The organism is Chryseomicrobium excrementi (assembly GCF_002798305.1).
Classification (GTDB): domain Bacteria; phylum Bacillota; class Bacilli; order Bacillales_A; family Planococcaceae; genus Chryseomicrobium; species Chryseomicrobium excrementi.
In genome coordinates this window covers 355,585-372,996 of sequence record NZ_PCGR01000003.1, presented here as the reverse complement: position 1 = coordinate 372,996, position 17,412 = coordinate 355,585, and the positions used below count along the sequence as shown (strand labels likewise).

The following is a 17,412-nucleotide window of genomic DNA, read 5'->3' as shown; positions in this document are numbered from 1 at the left end:
CATCCGCTCGACTTGCATGTATTAGGCACGCCGCCAGCGTTCGTCCTGAGCCAGGATCAAACTCTCCATAAAAGAGAACTTAATATAAGCTCATTTTGTTGCTGGCATCATAATGATGTCCATTTTTGAACGTCCGTCACATCCCGTTATAGGAAGTGACTTGGTTCTGTTTGCGTCACGCACACCCAACGGGGGTCGGGGTGGTGACGCTCTATCTTGACGTCTTGCATGTTCAGTTTTCAATGTTCATATGTCGTCTTGAGACAACTTTCATATAGTAACAAAACATTCAATGTGTTGTCAACTATTTGTTTCGTCTCGTTTTGGCGACCTCTGTATCTTAGCATCGTTTTAAACATATCGTCAACGGTTTTTCATAACTTTTCCTAAAGTTTTTTCGTTTTTCTATTCATTTACAAGATGATGTGATGCATTTGTTTATTCAACACAACATATCCGGCAAGAGAAATGTCTTTACACCTCGTCCGTTAAATCTCTAAACTATCAAAACTTATAAAAGCTTAGAATCAACCGTTATATGAAAATAAGAAAACCGCTCATTATTGAGCGGCTTGCTGCTTCCGAGCCTTGCGTCGTTCTTCACGTTTCGCTAGGTCGATCTCGGATTGTTTATTGTACTTTGGTAATGCTAGAAGTTGGAATGCATTCACCGCGAGTATGGGGAACAGTAGTAATGTAACCCAGCTGTCTACATTCTCAGCTCGCACCATAAGCACAGGCAACCATTCAAGCGTTGATACAACGATCATAAAAAATAAAGCAGAAATCAATGCATGTTTCTTAGTTAGTCTCGCTTTGATGATGGCTACTGTTACCGATGTTCCAATAAGAACAGCCAGTAATCCTAAATACAGTAGTAGTTGGGATGTCGATGCGCTACCTGGACGGAAACGGAAAATAATCAAATCTGCGATAACGATAATAATTAATAAGATCTGCACCCAATTCCATAATGTCAGACTACGGAAAATGTTGACCCCCATCTGGTGAATCGTAAGATAAGCGAAGAATCCCATCTGAGCAATGACGCTTACAGTGAAGCCCATTACCATCATAAATGCGAAAGCTGCAAAGAACTCTCCCCACTGCCCTGCTTGGAAATAGCTAGCGAAAGCATCGTCCCATCGTATGAATAAGCCGAGCACACCTGTGATTAATCCACCGATGAGCATCGCGCGTACAAAAAATTTAAACCAATTTCGTATTGTCACGAAAAGTCCTCCATCTCTTTCTAGTTCTTAACGATTGTATCAAATTTTTTAGATAAAAATCTATGAAAGCTCTTCATCCTAGTATATTTCCCTAGCAATTGTGAACACTAATTGAAAAAGGGGTGACGATAATGCGCTACATAGTAGTCTTAAGCTGTATGCTGCTTCTCTCTGCCTGTTCTCCAGATAACGACAAAACGAGCTATGAGGAGACAAAGAAAATGGTCGTTGATGCGTTGCAAACCGAGGAAGGAAAGAAAGCCCTTCGCGATACTCTTGGTGATCCGACATTTCAGAAAATGTTAGTGCTAGAGCAAGATGTAGTAAAACAATCTAAAGAAGCCGTATTTTCACGCGATGTGAGAATACGGCTTTGTTCTATCTACGCGCGGTCAATCACTTGTTGCGCGATTTCGTTATACAGTTTTCCTGTTGGGTGCGATTCTTCATATACAGATGGTGCAAAATCTTCGTTGTCCCAGTCCGGTTGGCCAAGTGGAATCTGTCCGAGTAGCACGGTACGAAGCTCATCAGCAAGTTTCGGTCCGCCACCTTTACCAAATACCATTTCACGCTCACCTGTAGACTTTGACTCATACCAAGACATGTTCTCGATAACTCCAAGTACTGCGTGGTCCGTCTGAAGAGCCATTGCCCCTGCACGTGCCGCTACAAATGCTGCCGTTGGGTGTGGTGTTGTTACAACGATTTCTTTAGAAGCCGGAAGCATCTGGTGAATGTCTAGTGCCACATCTCCTGTACCTGGTGGTAAGTCGAGTAGCAAGAAGTCTAGCTCGCCCCACTCTACATCTTTAAAGAATTGATCCAATACTTTACCAAGCATTGGTCCACGCCATACAACTGGAGCGTTGTTCTCTACGAAGAAGCCCATCGAGATGACTTTGACGCCTTTACGCTCTACTGGAATGATGCGGTCTTCTTTGATTTGAGGATTTTCTCGAATCCCCATCATGTCCGGTACGCTGAATCCATAGATATCTGCGTCGACCAGACCCACTTTTTTACCAAGACGCGCAAGCGCGACTGCCAAGTTCACAGATACTGTAGATTTCCCTACGCCACCTTTACCAGATGCGATCGAGATGATCTTCACGCTAGTTGCTGGAGACGTCAAGCTCTCAGCCGCTGCACCGAGTTGTCCACGGAACTGTTCTAACGCTTCTTTTGGTAATTCTTCAAAACGAATCCCTACAGTTGCGACGCCGGCACTTTTCAATGTATCGACGACTTTTGTCTGAAGCTGCATTTGCTCTGCTGTATTGGTTTTTGCGATAGCTACTTTGACACTTACATAGTTCTTTTCTTCTTTGATTTTGACGGAAAGAATGCCGTTTGTTTCTTCGAGTGTTTTATGTAGAAACGGATCTTCGAGTTTCCCAAGAAGAGCCCGTACCTCTTGTTCGTTTAGCATGCTCAAAACTCCTTTTTGTCCTAGTCGTCTACTAGTATAGCATACCCCTGTTGCGTAGGGGATGGTTGTGCTTGCGACTGAAAAAACTGTTCGAGTCCTTCTACAATACCTTGTGCAATTTGCTGTTGATATTCCTTCGATTGGAGCAATTCTCGTTCTTCATCGTTGCTAATAATACCCGTTTCGACAAGGACCGCTGGAGCATTCGCTTTTTTGAGTAAATAGATTTGACGAATCACCATGGCTTCATGTTCTGTATTTTGAAGTGTATCTCGGAGGCTTTGTTGGATGGCTTTTGCGAGAGGTTGACCATTGACGGTGCCTTCTTCATGGAAAAACACTTGGGCACCTCGCCATTTAGATTGTGGGACGGCGTTCACCTGGACACTGAGGATCGCATCGGCTTTTGCTTCATTCATTTTCTATTCACGGTATAGGAGATCGGCTCGTTTGCGCGCTCGGACTGTTGGGTACTCTCCATCTGGTTGTGCTTCTTCTATAGCATCCGCTTCAGTCGAACGAGTGAGGATGACGGACGCTCCGCGTTTCTCGAGTTGCCGCTTCACTTCTTGGACGAGTTGCAGCGTGATCGTGCTCTCAATCACTTCTCCATGACTGGCTCCCCCGTCTACTCCCCCACGCCCTGGATCTAGAACAATCATTTTCCCCTCAAGTGCGTCCGGTCCGAATCTCCCCATCATCCCATTCGCTTGCTGAGACCATGTCCAGATTCCGGTAACGATGATGACGCCCAGCAGCAACTATCTCTTTTTCATACCTCGACTCCTTTTTGATGCAGTGTATGCGGGGGAGGTTTTGGGTATGTGTTGGGGGACTACGGGGGGACTGAATTTTAGGATGTGAATTGAGTCATGACGGAATACTTTAGTTGAGTGATTACTACAGTAACTGCTCTGATTGTGACGTTAGCAGGCTCCACCCTTACGTTAGCTCTCCCCACTCTTACATTCCTCGCTTTAGGGAAACTATCCACGCCCCCACCCCCAGCAACCCAAGCCCTTCCTAGTAAGATCTTCACCCAACAAAAAAACCCACCCTCGCCGAAGCGAGAATGGGTTTTGTATCGTGTTCCAGCAATTAACGTTTTGAGAACTGAGGTGCACGACGAGCGCCTTTAAGACCTGGCTTTTTACGCTCTTTCATACGTGGGTCACGTGTTAAGAATCCAGCAGATTTTAATTTCCCGCGGAAGTCTGGGTCTACAGTAAGTAGAGCACGTGCGATACCGTGACGGATAGCACCAGCTTGACCAGTGAATCCTCCACCGTTTACGTTTACGTGTACATCGTAGCTACCAAGAGTTTCAGTAGTTACAAGTGGTTGTTTGATAATTTGCTCAAGCGTTTCGTATGGAACGTAGTCCGCTACTTCACGTTTGTTGATGATGATTTTACCTTCGCCCGGTACTAAACGTACGCGTGCAACTGAGCTTTTACGACGGCCTGTGCCGATATATTGAACTTGTGCCAAGGGTATGTCCTCCTCTTAATGATTATCCGCGAAGCTCGTATGCTTCTGGTTGTTGTGCTGCATGTTGGTGTTCTGCTCCAGCATAAACGTGAAGCTTACGGAACATTTGACGACCTAAAGAGTTTTTAGGAAGCATGCCTTTGATTGCTAGTTCTAGCATTTGAGTTGGGTACTTAGTACGCATTTCAAGAGCTGTACGTTGCTTTAATCCACCAGCGAATTGAGTGTGACGGTAGTAGATTTTGTCTTGCAACTTGTTACCTGTTAATTCGATTTTGTCAGCGTTGATGATGATTACGTGATCACCTGTGTCAACGTTTGGTGTGAATGTTGGTTTGTTTTTACCACGTAAGATAGATGCTACTTCTGAAGCTAGACGACCAAGAGTTTGGCCTTCCGCGTCAACAACTAACCACTTACGCTCTACTTCGTGACCTTTAGCCATGAATGTTGTACGCATGTATATTGTCCTCCTAATAACGATCTGATTCGTTCTTGAATTTTCTATTTAACCTAACAATTAAGTTTCGGGGCTTATTTGTGGGGTTTGAAAATACCATACATCATCGTATAACAGATACGGCCTGATGTCAAGCGATTTTCAAAAAACACCTGGAAAAGTTGCTATAAAGTTTCATAGCCAACTTTTTCGAGATACAAGCCCTGCGGTGGCGCGGTTTTGCCAGCCTTACTGCGGTCCATGGCCGCGATGATTTCGACCATCTCCGAAGGCTCGCGTTTGCCGATGCCGATTTCCCACAAAGTTCCCGCAATAATTCGCACCATATTGTACAAAAAGCCGTTTCCGGTGATCACTAGGTGGAGCTGGTGATCCTGCTGCTCCAGACGCGCTTCGTAAATACTTCGCACAAAATCTTGGATACTTGTGTTCGCAGCACTGAAACTTCGGAAGTCATGTTCTCCGATAAGGTGATTAGCCGCTTCCTGCATCCGTGACAGCTCCGGACGCTTTCCTTGTACATAAGACACCATATGACGCTCAAACGGCATAGGGATGTCCTCAAGCGTCCATTTGTAGCGATAGGTCTTCCATTTTACGTCAAAGCGCGCATGAAAGTCGTCAGCCACCTGTTCCACTTGTAAAATTCGAATGTCATCTGGTAGCTGGGCATTGAGACCCTTTACCCACCCCATTGGTGGAATCGACAGTCGACTATCAAAATGGATGACCTGGCCTGTCGCATGCACTCCGGTGTCTGTACGTCCACTTGCTGTGATACGCGTCTTCACACCTTGGTGCATCTTCGTCAAGACGGTTTCGATCTCCTCTTGAACGGTGCGGCCATTCGGTTGAACCTGATAGCCCGAGAAGCCGCTTCCGTCATAGCTGATGATAGCTCGTAAACGCATGGTCCTCTCCCCCTACGACCTTAATAAGAAAAGCCCGACTGCAAATACGACCAGTAAGAGAATCGCTACCGTGTCGCGAAGGTTCCAGTCCAGTTGACGGTAGCGCGTGCGTCCCTCGCCACCTTTATAACCTCGAACTTCCATTGCAGTAGCAAGGTCTTCTGCACGCTTGAACGCGCTGACAAATAGAGGAATCAACAAAGGAACAACAGCTTTCATTCGCTCTTTGAATGGCCCTGTCGTCATATCCGACCCTCTCGCCATCTGGGCTTTCATGATTTTGTCCGTCTCGTCCATAAGCGTTGGAATGAAGCGAAGCGAAATCGACATCATTAAAGCAAGTTCATGTACCGGTAGCTTGATTTTCTTTAAAGGATTCAACAACAGTTCAAGTGCATCTGTAATCGAGATCGGTGTCGTCGTAAGTGTCAAAATTGTCGTCATCACAACCAGTACGAAGAACCGGATTGCAATGAAAATACCTTGAATTACACCGCCTGTGTAGATTTCTGTGAATCCTAAATCGAGCAGCACCGTTCCTTCTTTGGTGAAGAACGTGTGCAACAAGAAGGTAAAGACCAGTAAGAACAACACAGGCTTCAGACCACTGACGATAAAGTAAAAGCGAATTCCGGATACTGCGACGATTGTTAACGTGAACGCAATCAACAAGCCATAGGTGATCCAGTTGTTCGCTAAGAACACAATGGCGATGAACAAGAACACGAAGACGAGTTTCGCTCGCGCGTCAATTCGGTGAACAATCGAGTCTCCCGGGATGTAACGACCAAAAATCATTTTCTCAAGCATCAGTTCATCCCCTCCCCATTCGGCGTCCAGTAGCTAGCTAGTGCTTCAGCAAGCTCTTCTTCCGTCAGATAGAGTGTCGGGAACTCATGCCCGGTCATCTCTTCAATTGTGCGCTGCAGCTTCACAGACTGAGGAAGCTCCAAACGGAAATCTTCTAGAAGTTCGGTCTGTGCGAACACTTCTTGTGGGGTCCCTTCGACGACACATTTCCCGCTGTGCATGATGGCAATCCGGTCTGCATATCGCCCCGCATCTTCCATACTGTGCGTCACGAGAACGGTCGTCAGCCCTTTTTCACGGTGAAGACGGGCGAACAAGTTCATGATCTCTTTACGACCTCGTGGATCCAGTCCAGCTGTCGGCTCATCAAGGACGAGCACCTCAGGGTCCATAGCAAGAACTCCGGCAATTGCTACTCGGCGCATCTGGCCACCAGACAAGTCAAACGGAGATTTCTCCAGTACTTGTTGTGGCAATCCAAGAAGACCGACCAGTTCATGCGCACGTCGAAGTGCTTCTTCTTCTGGGACACCAAAGTTCATTGGACCAAACATGATGTCTTTTTCCACAGTCTCCTCGAACAACTGGTGCTCAGGGAACTGAAACACAATGCCGACACGTTGACGGACCGATTTTAACTCTTTCGGCTTCTGACCGGCATCAATGCGTTTATCACCGATCTGCACGGTCCCAGACGTTGGCTTCAGAATCGCATTCAAATGTTGCAGGATGGTCGATTTCCCAGAGCCAGTGTGCCCGATGATGGCCTGGTAGCTGCCTGACGGAATCGTCAAGTCCACATCATACAAAGCGCGTTTCTCAAATGGCGTACCTGCCGCGTAGGCATAGCTTACTTGTTGGAGTTTAATGTCCATAAGGCATCCACCAATTCTTGCTCTGACATAATCGTTGACGGCACATCTAGCCCGCGTGCACGGAGCAGCGCCGCAACATTCGCTGCAAATGGAAGGTCAAGTCCAAGTCCCGTAATCTGCTCGCGGTTAGCAAACACGTCTTGCGGACTTCCTTCTAAAAACTTCTCTCCGCCGTTCATTACAATGACACGGTCTGCAAGCATCGCTTCTTCCAAGTCATGTGTAATAGACAGGACGGTTACATCAGACGTCTCACGGAGCGTCTGAAGGGTCTGAATGACCTCTCGGCGCCCTTGAGGATCCAACATCGAAGTGGCCTCATCTAAAATCAATAATTTTGGTTGCATCGCTATAGCGCCTGCAATGGCCACACGCTGTTTCTGGCCACCTGATAGGTGATGGGGCTCCTGATTAACGAATTCCGACATCTGGACCTGTTGCAGGGCTGAATGAACACGCTGGACCATATCTTCGTATGGAATCCCATTATTTTCTAAAGCGAATGCCACATCGTCTTGTACTGTAGCTCCTACAAACTGATTGTCTGGGTTTTGAAAGACCATCCCTAGCTGGGAACGGCTCTCCCATAACGTCTCTTCTGTCAAACGGTGTCCAAACAACTCAACGCTTCCCTCACTTGGGAAGAGCAAGCCATTGATCAGCTTGGCCATAGTAGATTTACCTGAACCATTATGTCCGACAATCGCAATCCATTCTCCTTGATTGACGGAGTAGGATACGTGGGACACAGCGGGTTTGATAGGTTCTTCTGAAGGATACGTGAACGACACATCCTGTAAACGAACAACGGTTGTCATGAATGACTCCTCCTCTAGCTGTCTCATCTTCTCTCATCTAGGCTTTTTACTGTGCCCGAAGCAATGCACGGCTATGCATTCTTTCCGAAACAGTCGGTTTTTTGGGTAATAAAAAAGCGCGCACCTCATCAGTGCGCTCTTCAGGGTTGTGCAGGCTGCTTGCTCAAGGCATGCCTGCTTGATGAGGTGCGTAGAGCTAGACGAGACGCCACCTAGAAGGTCCGCTCATCATAACGCTCAGCCTTTTTAATTGTCGTATAAATCGTTTGAAAAAGAGAGAGTCTGGGTGAACCCTAAACCCTCTCTCGTTTGTCTTACACTAATTCGATCACTACTACTGGTGCGCCGTCTCCACGACGTGGACCAACTTTCATGATACGAGTGTAACCACCTTGACGATCTGCGTAGCGTGGTGCTACATCATCAAATAGTTTAGATAAAGCGTATACTGATGTTTCATTGCCTTCTTCATCTGTTTTCACAGCTGTTTCATTGCGAATGTAAGCAGCAGCTTGACGGCGAGCATGAAGATCGCCACGCTTTCCTAGTGTGATCATTTTTTCAACTACAGAACGTAATTCCTTCGCACGTGCTTCAGTTGTCTGAATACGCTCGTTGATAATTAGGTCCGTAGTTAAGTCACGTAACATTGCTTTACGCTGAGAACTTGTACGTCCAAGTTTGCGGTAACCCATGGATGTTTCCCTCCTTTAGTTCAATAATTATCTAGCTGAATCAAATTTAGCGCTTAGTCTTCTTTACGTAATCCTAAGCCAAGCTCATCTAACTTCGCTTTTACTTCTTCAAGTGACTTGCGTCCAAGGTTACGAACTTTCATCATGTCGTCTTCTGACTTGTTAGCAAGTTCTAGAACCGTATTGATTCCAGCACGCTTCAAGCAGTTGTAAGAACGAACAGAAAGATCAAGCTCTTCAATTGTCATTTCCAAGACTTTTTCTTTTTGATCTTCTTCTTTTTCGACCATGATTTCAGCAGTTTTTGCCTCATCCGTCATGCCAACAAAGATGTTCAAGTGCTCCGTTAAGATTTTAGCTCCAAGCGAAATCGCCTCTTTTGGACCGGTGCTGCCATCTGTCCACACATCAAGCGATAATTTGTCGAAGTTAGTCGATTGACCAACACGAGTATTTTCCACTTGAAAATTAACGCGTGAAACTGGAGTATAAATAGAGTCGATCGGGATTACGCCGATAGGAAGATCCTCACGTTTGTTTTGATCAGCAGGAGTATAGCCACGGCCTCGGTTAGCGTATAAACGCATACGAAGGTGTCCGTTTTTGCCGATTGTTGCGATATAGAGTTCAGGGTTCAAAATTTCAACATCGCTGTCATGAGTAATGTCTGCAGCAGTCACTGTTCCTTCACCTTTTACATCGATTTCGATGACTTTTTCTTCATCGGAATAGATTTTAAGTGCAAGTTTCTTCACGTTCATAATGACCGATGCTACGTCTTCAACAACGCCCTCAATAGTTGAGAACTCGTGAAGTACACCGTCAATTTGAATAGATGTCACTGCAGCTCCTGGTAAAGAAGACAGAAGAATGCGGCGTAGTGAATTCCCCAAAGTATTTCCATACCCACGTTCTAGCGGCTCAACAACAAATTTGCCATATTTCGCATCTTCGCTGATTTCTATCGTTTCAATCTTTGGTTTTTCGATTTCCAGCATACTACTTTACCCTCCCTCAAAACATCGAATGTATAGGACTTGCCATCATGAATTCGATCGTTGCTGATTTTCATCAGTCCAATAAATGATGCAGTTTCACCTATTACACGCGACGGCGTTTTGGTGGACGGCAACCGTTATGTGGAACTGGAGTTACGTCTTTAATAGCAGTTACATCTAGACCTGCAGCTTGAAGTGCACGGATAGCCGCTTCACGACCAGCACCAGGACCTTTTACTGTTACTTCTAACGTTTTTAAACCGTGTTCCATAGAACCCTTTGCAGCTGTTTCAGCAGCCATTTGTGCAGCGAATGGAGTAGATTTACGTGATCCACGGAATCCTAATGCTCCAGCGCTTGACCATGAAAGGGCATTTCCTTGCATGTCAGTAATCGTAACGATTGTATTGTTGAATGTAGAACGGATGTGAGCGATACCAGATTCGATATTCTTTTTCACACGACGTTTACGAGTTTGTTGTTTACGTGCCATGTTGAAGAAAAACCTCCTTTACCGATTATTTTTTCTTGTTCGCTACAGTTTTACGAGGACCTTTACGCGTACGCGCATTGTTCTTCGTATTTTGTCCACGAACTGGTAGACCACGACGGTGACGGATACCACGGAATGATCCGATTTCCATTAGACGTTTGATGTTTAGAGAGATTTCACGACGAAGATCTCCTTCTACTTTAAACGCACCGACTGCTTCACGAATTTTGTTTAGCTCATCTTCAGTTAAGTCGCGTACGCGTGTATCTTGAGATACGCCAGCAGCTTCTAAAACTTTCTGAGCTGTGTTTTTACCAATACCATAAATGTATGTTAATGAAATTACAACGCGCTTATCGCGAGGAATATCAACACCAGCAATACGTGCCATGAGTGCACCTCCTTCAAATTAACCTTGTCTTTGTTTGTGTTTAGGGTTTTCACAGATTACCATAACTTTACCGCGTCGGCGAATAACCTTACATTTTTCGCAGATCGGTTTTACAGATGGTCTCACTTTCATCTAACCTAACCTCCTTAATAGTCCGGAGTGCAAAAGATTATTTAAAACGGTACGTAATACGACCGCGAGTTAAATCATAAGGAGATAGTTCAATTGTGACTTTGTCTCCAGGAAGAATACGAATAAAGTGCATCCGGATCTTGCCAGAAACGTGCGCCAAAATAGTATGACCATTCTCAAGTTCTACCTTGAACATAGCATTTGGCAAAGTCTCAACCACTGTTCCTTCGACTTCAATTACATCATCTTTCGCCATCAACCCAGTCTCCCTTCTTATACAAATCAAGCCGAAGCCCATTCGCTGTTCTGTTGCTTCATACAGGTACGATCGTCTGCTGAGAGCATATGTCTGGAAAGCATGAGAGATGTTCGAAAGACACTCGTAAGGCTTCGCATAAAGCAATCGATGCTTCCACGAAACCCATTATACCCCTTCCAATAGGCAGTTGTACACTAACCTATCATCCGTTCGTATACCGGGCGCAATATGCTTTTGCAGCTCTCGAGAAAAACATGTTTCTTGTTGCATACCACCCGGACGTCCGAAGACAAGAACCGGGGTTACTTGCGGTGGTTTGTTAATAGAGCATCGATATCAGCAAATACTTTCGTGATATGTTGCTGACCATCAATATTTGTCAACACGCCTTTATCGCCATAAAAGTCGAGTAGGGGCTGTGTTTGCTTCATATTTACTTCCAGACGGTTTGATACCGTTTCTGGATTATCATCCGCACGTTGATACAATTCGCCACCGTCTTTATCACATTTGCCTTCCTCTTGTGGAGGGTTGAACACTAAGTGATAGGCCGTACCGCATTCTTTACAGATGCGACGACCGGTTAAACGTTTAATCAATTCCTCTTGCTCCACTTGGATATTGATCACATGCTCTACAGATTTCCCCATATCCGCAAGTGTTGCATCCAAAGCTTCTGCTTGAGGTACTGTGCGAGGGAAGCCATCTAATAAGAAGCCTTTCTCACAGTCTGCTTGGCTTAAACGTTCACGAACAATACCAATCGTTACTTCATCAGGTACTAATGCACCTTGATCCATAAACGATTTTGCTTCAAGACCTAGTGCCGTTTGGTTTTTGATCGCCGCACGGAACATATCGCCTGTAGAAATATGAGGGATTTCGTACTTCTCAACAATTTTATCTGCTTGCGTACCTTTTCCGGCACCTGGCAAACCCATTAAAACGATATTCATACGTTTTTTCCTCCCTCTTATCAATAGGTCGAAAGAGGAACGAGATGTTCCCTTTTCAACCTCTTACTTCATAAACCCTTTATAGTGACGCTTCACAAGCTGTGACTCTAGCTGTTTCATTGTCTCTAGTGCTACCCCAACAACGATGATCAAGCTTGTTCCACCGATTTGCGCAGATTGTGGCAACCCAGCAAATTCAATGAATAACAATGGCATGATTGAAATCACTGCTAAGAAAATAGCTCCGACAAATGTTAAGCGGTAGAGGACAGTTGTTAAGTAATCTTGCGTCTGGCTTCCTGGACGAATCCCCGGAATGTATGCCCCTTGCTTCTTCAAGTTGTCTGCCATATTCTCTGGATTCACCTGAATGAATGCATAGAAGTATGTGAAGGCAACGATCAAAGCAACAAAGAGTACCATACCGATTGGCTGCGTGTAATCAAGGACACGTGTCATTGCTTCTGTAACCGAGTTGGTACCGAAGAACAACGTCAATGATTGTGGCGCCATTAGAAACGCAGAGGCGAAAATTACTGGGATGACTCCCGCCGCGTTAACTTTTAATGGTAAGTGTGTTTGCTGACCGCCTGTTTGAGAGGAGCCTGCAACACGTTTTGCATATTGAATTGGAATTTTACGTAGTGCCTGCTGGATGTAAATAACACCCACAGTAACTGCGATAATTGCCAATAAAATTAATGCGAGAATAGCAATATTGATGAATAGGGCATCGCCCGCTCCTTCAATTTGCGTTGCGTAGATCTGGTTCACTGCTGTTGGAATCGCAGCTACGATACCTGCGAAGATGATAATGGAAATCCCGTTACCTACTCCGTGTGCTGTAATTTGCTCACCAATCCACAGCAAGAATGCTGTACCTGCAGTCAATACGATAGCAATAACCACATAAGTCATTACGCCGTCGTCTTGAATCAGTTGACCACCGTACATACGGTTGAACCCGTAAGACATGGCGATCGCTTGAATGAACGCTAATACGATTGTGAAATAACGAGTGAATTGCGCAAGTTTCCGTCGACCGACTTCACCTTGTTTTGCCCACTCAGTAAATTTAGGGACAACATCCATTTGCAAGAGTTGCACAATGATGGATGCGGTGATGTATGGCATGATTCCCATCGCAAGGATTGAGAAGTTAACCAACGCCCCTCCACCGAAGATGTTTAGGAATCCAATGATTCCTAATTCATCTGATGCACGTAGGACGTCTGCATCTACGTTTGGTACTGGAATGAACGTTCCCAGACGGAAGATGACAAGCATTGCTAACGTGAATAGAATTTTATTTCTAATATCTCGCACACGCATAAAGTTAGAGATTGTTTGAAACATTAAATCACCTCGACGGATCCGCCGGCATTCTCAATCGCTTCTTTAGCAGAAGCAGAGAACTTGTGAGCTTGAACAGAAAGCTTTTTGTCAAGAGTTCCGTTACCAAGGATCTTGATTCCAGATCTTTCTTTGCTCACTACACCTGTTTCAATAAGAAGAGCAGGTGTAACTTCTGTGCCCTCTTCGAAACGGTTAAGCGCATCTAGGTTGACTACAGCATATTCTTTACGGTTAATGTTTGTAAATCCACGTTTTGGTAAACGACGGAACAATGGGTTTTGTCCACCCTCAAATCCTGGGCGTACTCCACCGCCAGAACGAGCGTTTTGCCCTTTGTGACCTTTACCCGAAGTTTTACCATTACCAGAACCTGTACCACGACCTACGCGGTTGCGTTCTTTACGTGAACCTTCAGCTGGTTTTAACTCATGTAGTTTCAACTGGTGGCACCTCCTTAATTGTAAAATCAGAGAATTACTTCTCGTTAACTGTGACTAAGTGTGCTACTTTCGTGATCATACCACGAATTGCAGCGTTGTCTTGGTGTTCAACTGTTTGGTGCATCTTACGAAGACCAAGTGCTTCCGCAACTTTACGTTGGTTAGGCTTTGAACCGATCAAACTTTTAGTTAGGGTGATTTCTAATTTGTTTGCCATTGTCAATTCCCCCCTTATCCTAATAGTTCTTCCACAGATTTACCACGTAGCTTTGCAACATCCTCAGCACGTTTCAGTTGTGTTAAACCTTCAACAGTAGCACGAACCATGTTGATTGGTGTGTTAGAACCTAGTGATTTAGAAAGAATATCCGTAATACCAGCTAACTCAAGTACAGCACGTACTGGTCCACCAGCGATTACTCCTGTACCAGGTGCAGCAGGTTTGATTAAGATCGAACCAGCGCCGAAACGGCCAAGCACTTGGTGAGGTGTAGTTCCTTCTACCATTGGTACTTCGATTAAGTTTTTCTTCGCGTCTTCAACAGCTTTGCGGATCGCATCTGGAACTTCTTGCGCTTTACCAGTACCGAATCCAACATGTCCGTTTTTGTCACCAACAACGACTAATGCTGTAAAGCGGAAACGACGTCCACCTTTTACAACCTTAGCAACACGGTTGATAGTTACTACGCGTTCTTCGAATTCAAATTTGTTTGGGTCAATAGCACGCATGATGTATGTCCCTCCTTCTTCTTAAAATTCTAAGCCATTTTCGCGTGCAGCATCCGCTAATGCTTTCACACGTCCATGATATAAGTAACCTCCACGGTCAAATACAACATTAGTAACGTTCTTCTCTGCAGCGCGTTTTGCGATTGCTTCGCCAACTTTAGCTGCAGCTTCTACATTACCTGTAGCACCGTCAAAGTCTTTTTCCATTGTTGAAGCGCTAGCTAGTGTAACACCAGAAGCATCATCAATCAATTGTGCATAAATGTGTTGATTAGAACGGTATACGTTTAAGCGTGGACGCTCAGCAGTTCCCGTGATTTTTGTACGAACACGTGCATGACGTTTCTTACGAACTTGATTTTTATCTTGTTTCGTAATCACAGTGGTCACTCCTTTCTAATGCTTACGAGCATTATTTACCTGTTTTACCTTCTTTACGACGAACGTTTTCGCCTTCATAACGAATCCCTTTACCTTTATAAGGCTCTGGAGGACGTACTTGACGGATGTTTGAAGCTAATGCTCCAACGCGTTCTTTGCTGATCCCTTTAACGATTACCTTCGTATTTGAAGGAACTTCGATTTCAAGACCGTCTTCAGGTGTGAATTCAACTGGGTGAGAGTAACCTACGTTTAGAACAAGTTTCTTCCCTTGTAATTGTGCACGGTAACCTACCCCAACTAATTCTAAACCGCGTGAGAATCCTTCAGAAACGCCTGTGATCATGTTAGCTAGTAACGCACGAGTCGTTCCGTGGATTGTACGGTGTTCTTTTGATTCAGATGGACGAACTACAGAAAGTGTAGTACCTTCTTGTTCGATCTTCATATCTTGGTTGAACGTACGAGTTAACTCACCTTTAGGACCCTTAACAGTGACCGTATTGTCATCTGCAATTGTCAAGGTAACGTTAGCTGGTACTTCGATAACTTTTTTACCTACGCGAGACATGCTGTTGCACCTCCATTCATTTGTTACTGATTACCAAACGTAAGCGACGACTTCTCCGCCAACTTGTTTAGCACGAGCTTCTTTATCTGTTACAAGACCTTGTGAAGTAGAAATTAAAGCGATACCTAGTCCGTTAAGAACTTTAGGAACATCGTTAGTTTTCGCGTAAACGCGAAGACCTGGTTTTGAAATACGTTTTAAGCCAGTGATAACGCGTTCGTTATTTTGACCGTATTTCAAGAAGATACGAATGATACCTTGTTTGCTATCTTCTACATACTCAACATCACGGACGAAACCTTCACGCTTTAGAATTTCAGCGATTTCCTTCTTCAAGTTTGAAGCAGGCACTTCTAGTTTCTCGTGACGAACCATATTCGCATTACGAATGCGAGTCAGCATATCTGCAATTGGATCTGACATTGTCATTACATTTACCTCCTTCCCAGTTTAGGGGATTACCAGCTTGCTTTTTTAACGCCTGGAATTTGTCCTTTGTAAGCTAACTCACGGAAACAAATACGGCAAAGCTTGAATTTACGATATACAGAGTGCGGACGTCCACAACGCTCACAGCGTGTGTAGGCTTGCACTGGATGTTTTGGCGTACGTTTTTGTTTAGCGATCATTGATTTTTTAGCCACGATTTCGCCTCCCTATTATTTACTTTTGGAATGGCATACCGAATTGTGTCAATAACTCGCGAGCTTCTTCATCAGAGTTCGCAGTTGTTACAATTACGATGTCCATACCGCGGACTTTAGATACTTTGTCAAAATCGATTTCAGGGAAGATTAATTGCTCTTTCACACCTAAAGTGTAGTTTCCGCGACCGTCGAATGCTTTTTTAGAAACACCACGGAAGTCACGTACACGTGGAAGTGAGATTGAGATTAATTTATCCAAGAAGTCATACATACGCTCACCGCGTAATGTAACTTTCGCACCGATTGGCATACCTTCACGAAGACGGAAGCCGGCGATAGATTTTTTAGCTTTAGTGATTACTGGTTTTTGACCAGCGATTGTTTGCAGTTCTTCAACAGCAGCATCAAGTGATTTTGTGTTTTGGACAGCGTCGCCCACACCCATGTTGATCACGATTTTGTCTACTTTTGGCACCTGCATAACAGATGTATATTCAAACTTGCTCATTAGAGCAGGAGTAACTTCGTTAACAAACTTTTCTTTTAGGCGGTTCATGTGTGTACCTCCCTTCTTCATTTAGCTTATTTAATGATTTCACCAGATTTTTTAGCAACACGAACTTTTTTACCGTCTTCCATTTTGTAACCTACGCGTGTTGGTTCCCCAGATTTAGGGTCGATCAACATAACGTTTGATACGTGAATGGCAGCTTCTTGTTCAACAATTCCACCTTGTGGATTTGCTTGATTTGGCTTAGTGTGCTTTTTGACGATGTTTACACCTTCAACTAGCACGCGGTCTTTCTTAGGAAACGCTGAAAGGATCACACCTGTTTTCCCTTTGTCTTTCCCTGAGATTACCATGACTTTATCGCCTTTTTTTACATGCATTCTGTCGCACCTCCTTGATTGGCACTATCTCGTAATTAAAGAACTTCTGGAGCTAAAGATACGATTTTCATGAAATTGCTGTCACGTAGTTCACGTGCAACTGGTCCGAAAATACGAGTTCCACGAGGTCCTTTGTCGTCTTTGATGATGACACAAGCGTTCTCATCAAATTTGATGTACGTACCGTCTTTACGGCGAACTCCGCTCTTCGTGCGAACGATTACCGCTTTAACAACGTCACCTTTCTTGACAACGCCACCTGGTGTTGCTTTCTTAACTGTACATACGACGATATCGCCGATGTTAGCAGTCTTACGTCCAGTACCACCAAGAACTTTAATAGTTAAAACTTCACGTGCACCTGAGTTGTCAGCAACTTTCATACGACTCTCTTGTTGGATCATTTAGGTTACCTCCTTCCGGAAATAAATCGTTCCGAAT

General features: G+C 44.7%; 26 protein-coding genes, 1 rRNA gene and 1 pseudogene. All 28 read right to left on the bottom strand.

What is annotated here, in order from left to right:
• A 16S ribosomal RNA gene (locus tag CQS04_RS10945) occupies nt 1-72 on the bottom strand; the annotation flags it as partial.
• A 488-nt stretch (nt 73-560) separates the two neighbouring features.
• Entirely contained in the window at nt 561-1,232 is a 672-nt protein-coding gene (locus CQS04_RS10940) for a KinB-signaling pathway activation protein (RefSeq protein ID WP_094942176.1), read from the bottom strand.
• 382 nt (nt 1,233-1,614) lie between these two features.
• Nucleotides 1,615-2,664 (bottom strand): P-loop NTPase, encoded by a 1,050-nt coding sequence (locus CQS04_RS10935; protein WP_100354160.1) that lies wholly within the window; start codon nt 2,662-2,664, stop codon nt 1,615-1,617.
• Nucleotides 2,665-2,684: 20 nt separating this feature from the next.
• Nucleotides 2,685-3,326, bottom strand: a pseudogene (locus CQS04_RS13955) (N-acetylmuramoyl-L-alanine amidase).
• Nucleotides 3,327-3,762: 436 nt separating this feature from the next.
• Nucleotides 3,763-4,155: a 30S ribosomal protein S9 gene (gene rpsI, locus CQS04_RS10920; RefSeq protein WP_094942181.1), complete on the bottom strand. Its 393-nt coding sequence runs from the start codon at nt 4,153-4,155 to the stop codon at nt 3,763-3,765.
• 22 nt (nt 4,156-4,177) lie between these two features.
• Nucleotides 4,178-4,615, bottom strand: a complete 438-nt coding sequence (gene rplM, locus CQS04_RS10915; RefSeq protein WP_094942182.1) for a 50S ribosomal protein L13 — start codon at nt 4,613-4,615, stop codon at nt 4,178-4,180.
• Between the two features lie 164 nt (nt 4,616-4,779).
• Nucleotides 4,780-5,526 carry a tRNA pseudouridine(38-40) synthase TruA gene (gene truA / locus CQS04_RS10910; RefSeq protein WP_100354157.1) on the bottom strand — a complete coding sequence of 249 codons (747 nt, stop codon included), beginning with the start codon at nt 5,524-5,526 and terminating at the stop codon, nt 4,780-4,782.
• A gap of 12 nt (nt 5,527-5,538) precedes the next feature.
• Nucleotides 5,539-6,336 (bottom strand): energy-coupling factor transporter transmembrane component T family protein, encoded by a 798-nt coding sequence (locus tag CQS04_RS10905; protein ID WP_100354156.1) that lies wholly within the window; start codon nt 6,334-6,336, stop codon nt 5,539-5,541.
• Nucleotides 6,336-7,211, bottom strand: a complete 876-nt coding sequence (locus CQS04_RS10900) for an energy-coupling factor ABC transporter ATP-binding protein (protein WP_100354155.1) — start codon at nt 7,209-7,211, stop codon at nt 6,336-6,338. The genes CQS04_RS10905 and CQS04_RS10900 overlap by 1 nt, the downstream gene beginning before the upstream one ends.
• Entirely contained in the window at nt 7,187-8,029 is an 843-nt protein-coding gene (locus CQS04_RS10895; RefSeq protein WP_100354154.1) for an energy-coupling factor ABC transporter ATP-binding protein, read from the bottom strand. Before CQS04_RS10895 ends, CQS04_RS10900 begins: the two co-directional genes overlap by 25 nt.
• Before the next feature lie 314 nt (nt 8,030-8,343).
• Nucleotides 8,344-8,724: a 50S ribosomal protein L17 gene (gene rplQ, locus CQS04_RS10890; protein WP_094942187.1), complete on the bottom strand. Its 381-nt coding sequence runs from the start codon at nt 8,722-8,724 to the stop codon at nt 8,344-8,346.
• 53 nt (nt 8,725-8,777) lie between these two features.
• Complete coding sequence (locus tag CQS04_RS10885) at nt 8,778-9,722, bottom strand: DNA-directed RNA polymerase subunit alpha (protein ID WP_100354153.1); 945 nt, start codon at nt 9,720-9,722, stop codon at nt 8,778-8,780.
• Nucleotides 9,723-9,825: 103 nt separating this feature from the next.
• Nucleotides 9,826-10,215: a 30S ribosomal protein S11 gene (rpsK, locus tag CQS04_RS10880; protein ID WP_094942188.1), complete on the bottom strand. Its 390-nt coding sequence runs from the start codon at nt 10,213-10,215 to the stop codon at nt 9,826-9,828.
• 25 nt (nt 10,216-10,240) lie between these two features.
• The gene (rpsM, locus tag CQS04_RS10875) at nt 10,241-10,606 is read right to left on the bottom strand and encodes a 30S ribosomal protein S13 (protein WP_094942189.1); all 366 of its coding nucleotides are present in this window, start codon (nt 10,604-10,606) and stop codon (nt 10,241-10,243) included.
• Nucleotides 10,607-10,624: 18 nt separating this feature from the next.
• Nucleotides 10,625-10,738, bottom strand: a complete 114-nt coding sequence (gene rpmJ, locus CQS04_RS10870; protein ID WP_003247619.1) for a 50S ribosomal protein L36 — start codon at nt 10,736-10,738, stop codon at nt 10,625-10,627.
• A gap of 37 nt (nt 10,739-10,775) precedes the next feature.
• The gene (gene infA / locus CQS04_RS10865) at nt 10,776-10,994 is read right to left on the bottom strand and encodes a translation initiation factor IF-1 (RefSeq protein WP_016429904.1); all 219 of its coding nucleotides are present in this window, start codon (nt 10,992-10,994) and stop codon (nt 10,776-10,778) included.
• Nucleotides 10,995-11,299: 305 nt separating this feature from the next.
• Nucleotides 11,300-11,953, bottom strand: coding sequence for an adenylate kinase (locus tag CQS04_RS10860; protein ID WP_094942191.1), 654 nt, complete (start codon nt 11,951-11,953; stop codon nt 11,300-11,302).
• Between the two features lie 63 nt (nt 11,954-12,016).
• Nucleotides 12,017-13,309, bottom strand: a complete 1,293-nt coding sequence (gene secY, locus CQS04_RS10855) for a preprotein translocase subunit SecY (protein ID WP_100354152.1) — start codon at nt 13,307-13,309, stop codon at nt 12,017-12,019.
• Complete coding sequence (rplO, locus tag CQS04_RS10850; protein WP_100354151.1) at nt 13,309-13,749, bottom strand: 50S ribosomal protein L15; 441 nt, start codon at nt 13,747-13,749, stop codon at nt 13,309-13,311. The genes secY and rplO overlap by 1 nt, the downstream gene beginning before the upstream one ends.
• Nucleotides 13,750-13,783: 34 nt before the next feature.
• Nucleotides 13,784-13,966: a 50S ribosomal protein L30 gene (gene rpmD / locus CQS04_RS10845; protein ID WP_094942194.1), complete on the bottom strand. Its 183-nt coding sequence runs from the start codon at nt 13,964-13,966 to the stop codon at nt 13,784-13,786.
• A gap of 14 nt (nt 13,967-13,980) precedes the next feature.
• Nucleotides 13,981-14,481, bottom strand: coding sequence for a 30S ribosomal protein S5 (gene rpsE / locus CQS04_RS10840; protein ID WP_100354150.1), 501 nt, complete (start codon nt 14,479-14,481; stop codon nt 13,981-13,983).
• A 21-nt stretch (nt 14,482-14,502) separates the two neighbouring features.
• Nucleotides 14,503-14,862, bottom strand: a complete 360-nt coding sequence (gene rplR, locus CQS04_RS10835) for a 50S ribosomal protein L18 (RefSeq protein ID WP_100354149.1) — start codon at nt 14,860-14,862, stop codon at nt 14,503-14,505.
• Nucleotides 14,863-14,893: 31 nt separating this feature from the next.
• Entirely contained in the window at nt 14,894-15,433 is a 540-nt protein-coding gene (rplF, locus tag CQS04_RS10830; protein ID WP_100354148.1) for a 50S ribosomal protein L6, read from the bottom strand.
• A 30-nt stretch (nt 15,434-15,463) separates the two neighbouring features.
• Nucleotides 15,464-15,862: a 30S ribosomal protein S8 gene (gene rpsH / locus CQS04_RS10825; RefSeq protein WP_094942198.1), complete on the bottom strand. Its 399-nt coding sequence runs from the start codon at nt 15,860-15,862 to the stop codon at nt 15,464-15,466.
• A 29-nt stretch (nt 15,863-15,891) separates the two neighbouring features.
• Nucleotides 15,892-16,077: a type Z 30S ribosomal protein S14 gene (locus CQS04_RS10820; protein ID WP_094942199.1), complete on the bottom strand. Its 186-nt coding sequence runs from the start codon at nt 16,075-16,077 to the stop codon at nt 15,892-15,894.
• 19 nt (nt 16,078-16,096) lie between these two features.
• Nucleotides 16,097-16,636, bottom strand: coding sequence for a 50S ribosomal protein L5 (gene rplE, locus CQS04_RS10815; RefSeq protein ID WP_100354147.1), 540 nt, complete (start codon nt 16,634-16,636; stop codon nt 16,097-16,099).
• A gap of 26 nt (nt 16,637-16,662) precedes the next feature.
• Complete coding sequence (gene rplX, locus CQS04_RS10810) at nt 16,663-16,971, bottom strand: 50S ribosomal protein L24 (RefSeq protein ID WP_100354146.1); 309 nt, start codon at nt 16,969-16,971, stop codon at nt 16,663-16,665.
• A gap of 35 nt (nt 16,972-17,006) precedes the next feature.
• On the bottom strand, nt 17,007-17,375 hold the full coding sequence (gene rplN, locus CQS04_RS10805) for a 50S ribosomal protein L14 (protein WP_094942202.1): 369 nt from the start codon (nt 17,373-17,375) through the stop codon (nt 17,007-17,009).
• Between the last annotated feature and the right edge of the window lie 37 nt (nt 17,376-17,412).

Bases quoted from the DNA above. Each gene is read 5' to 3' on its own strand.
- rpsM (WP_094942189.1), bottom strand. From the start codon at position 10,606: ATGGCACGTATTGCTGGTGTTGATATTCCTCGCGATAAGCGCGTTGTA.
- CQS04_RS10900 (WP_100354155.1), bottom strand. From the start codon at position 7,211: ATGGACATTAAACTCCAACAAGTAAGCTATGCCTACGCGGCAGGTACG.
- rplM (WP_094942182.1), bottom strand. From the start codon at position 4,615: ATGCGTACAACATTCATGGCTAAAGGTCACGAAGTAGAGCGTAAGTGG.
- rpmJ (WP_003247619.1), bottom strand. From the start codon at position 10,738: ATGAAAGTGAGACCATCTGTAAAACCGATCTGCGAAAAATGTAAGGTT.
- truA (WP_100354157.1), bottom strand. From the start codon at position 5,526: ATGCGTTTACGAGCTATCATCAGCTATGACGGAAGCGGCTTCTCGGGC.
- rpmD (WP_094942194.1), bottom strand. From the start codon at position 13,966: ATGGCAAACAAATTAGAAATCACCCTAACTAAAAGTTTGATCGGTTCA.
- CQS04_RS10860 (WP_094942191.1), bottom strand. From the start codon at position 11,953: ATGAATATCGTTTTAATGGGTTTGCCAGGTGCCGGAAAAGGTACGCAA.
- rplN (WP_094942202.1), bottom strand. From the start codon at position 17,375: ATGATCCAACAAGAGAGTCGTATGAAAGTTGCTGACAACTCAGGTGCA.
- CQS04_RS10905 (WP_100354156.1), bottom strand. From the start codon at position 6,336: ATGCTTGAGAAAATGATTTTTGGTCGTTACATCCCGGGAGACTCGATT.
- rpsH (WP_094942198.1), bottom strand. From the start codon at position 15,862: ATGACAATGTCAGATCCAATTGCAGATATGCTGACTCGCATTCGTAAT.
- rpsK (WP_094942188.1), bottom strand. From the start codon at position 10,215: ATGGCACGTAAACAACAAACTCGTAAACGTCGTGTGAAAAAGAATATC.
- CQS04_RS10935 (WP_100354160.1), bottom strand. From the start codon at position 2,664: ATGCTAAACGAACAAGAGGTACGGGCTCTTCTTGGGAAACTCGAAGAT.
- rpsE (WP_100354150.1), bottom strand. From the start codon at position 14,481: ATGCGTGCTATTGACCCAAACAAATTTGAATTCGAAGAACGCGTAGTA.
- rplQ (WP_094942187.1), bottom strand. From the start codon at position 8,724: ATGGGTTACCGCAAACTTGGACGTACAAGTTCTCAGCGTAAAGCAATG.
- rplE (WP_100354147.1), bottom strand. From the start codon at position 16,636: ATGAACCGCCTAAAAGAAAAGTTTGTTAACGAAGTTACTCCTGCTCTA.
- rplF (WP_100354148.1), bottom strand. From the start codon at position 15,433: ATGTCTCGCGTAGGTAAAAAAGTTATCGAAGTACCAGCTAACGTTACC.
- CQS04_RS10885 (WP_100354153.1), bottom strand. From the start codon at position 9,722: ATGCTGGAAATCGAAAAACCAAAGATTGAAACGATAGAAATCAGCGAA.
- secY (WP_100354152.1), bottom strand. From the start codon at position 13,309: ATGTTTCAAACAATCTCTAACTTTATGCGTGTGCGAGATATTAGAAAT.
- infA (WP_016429904.1), bottom strand. From the start codon at position 10,994: ATGGCGAAAGATGATGTAATTGAAGTCGAAGGAACAGTGGTTGAGACT.
- CQS04_RS10895 (WP_100354154.1), bottom strand. From the start codon at position 8,029: ATGACAACCGTTGTTCGTTTACAGGATGTGTCGTTCACGTATCCTTCA.
- rplX (WP_100354146.1), bottom strand. From the start codon at position 16,971: ATGCATGTAAAAAAAGGCGATAAAGTCATGGTAATCTCAGGGAAAGAC.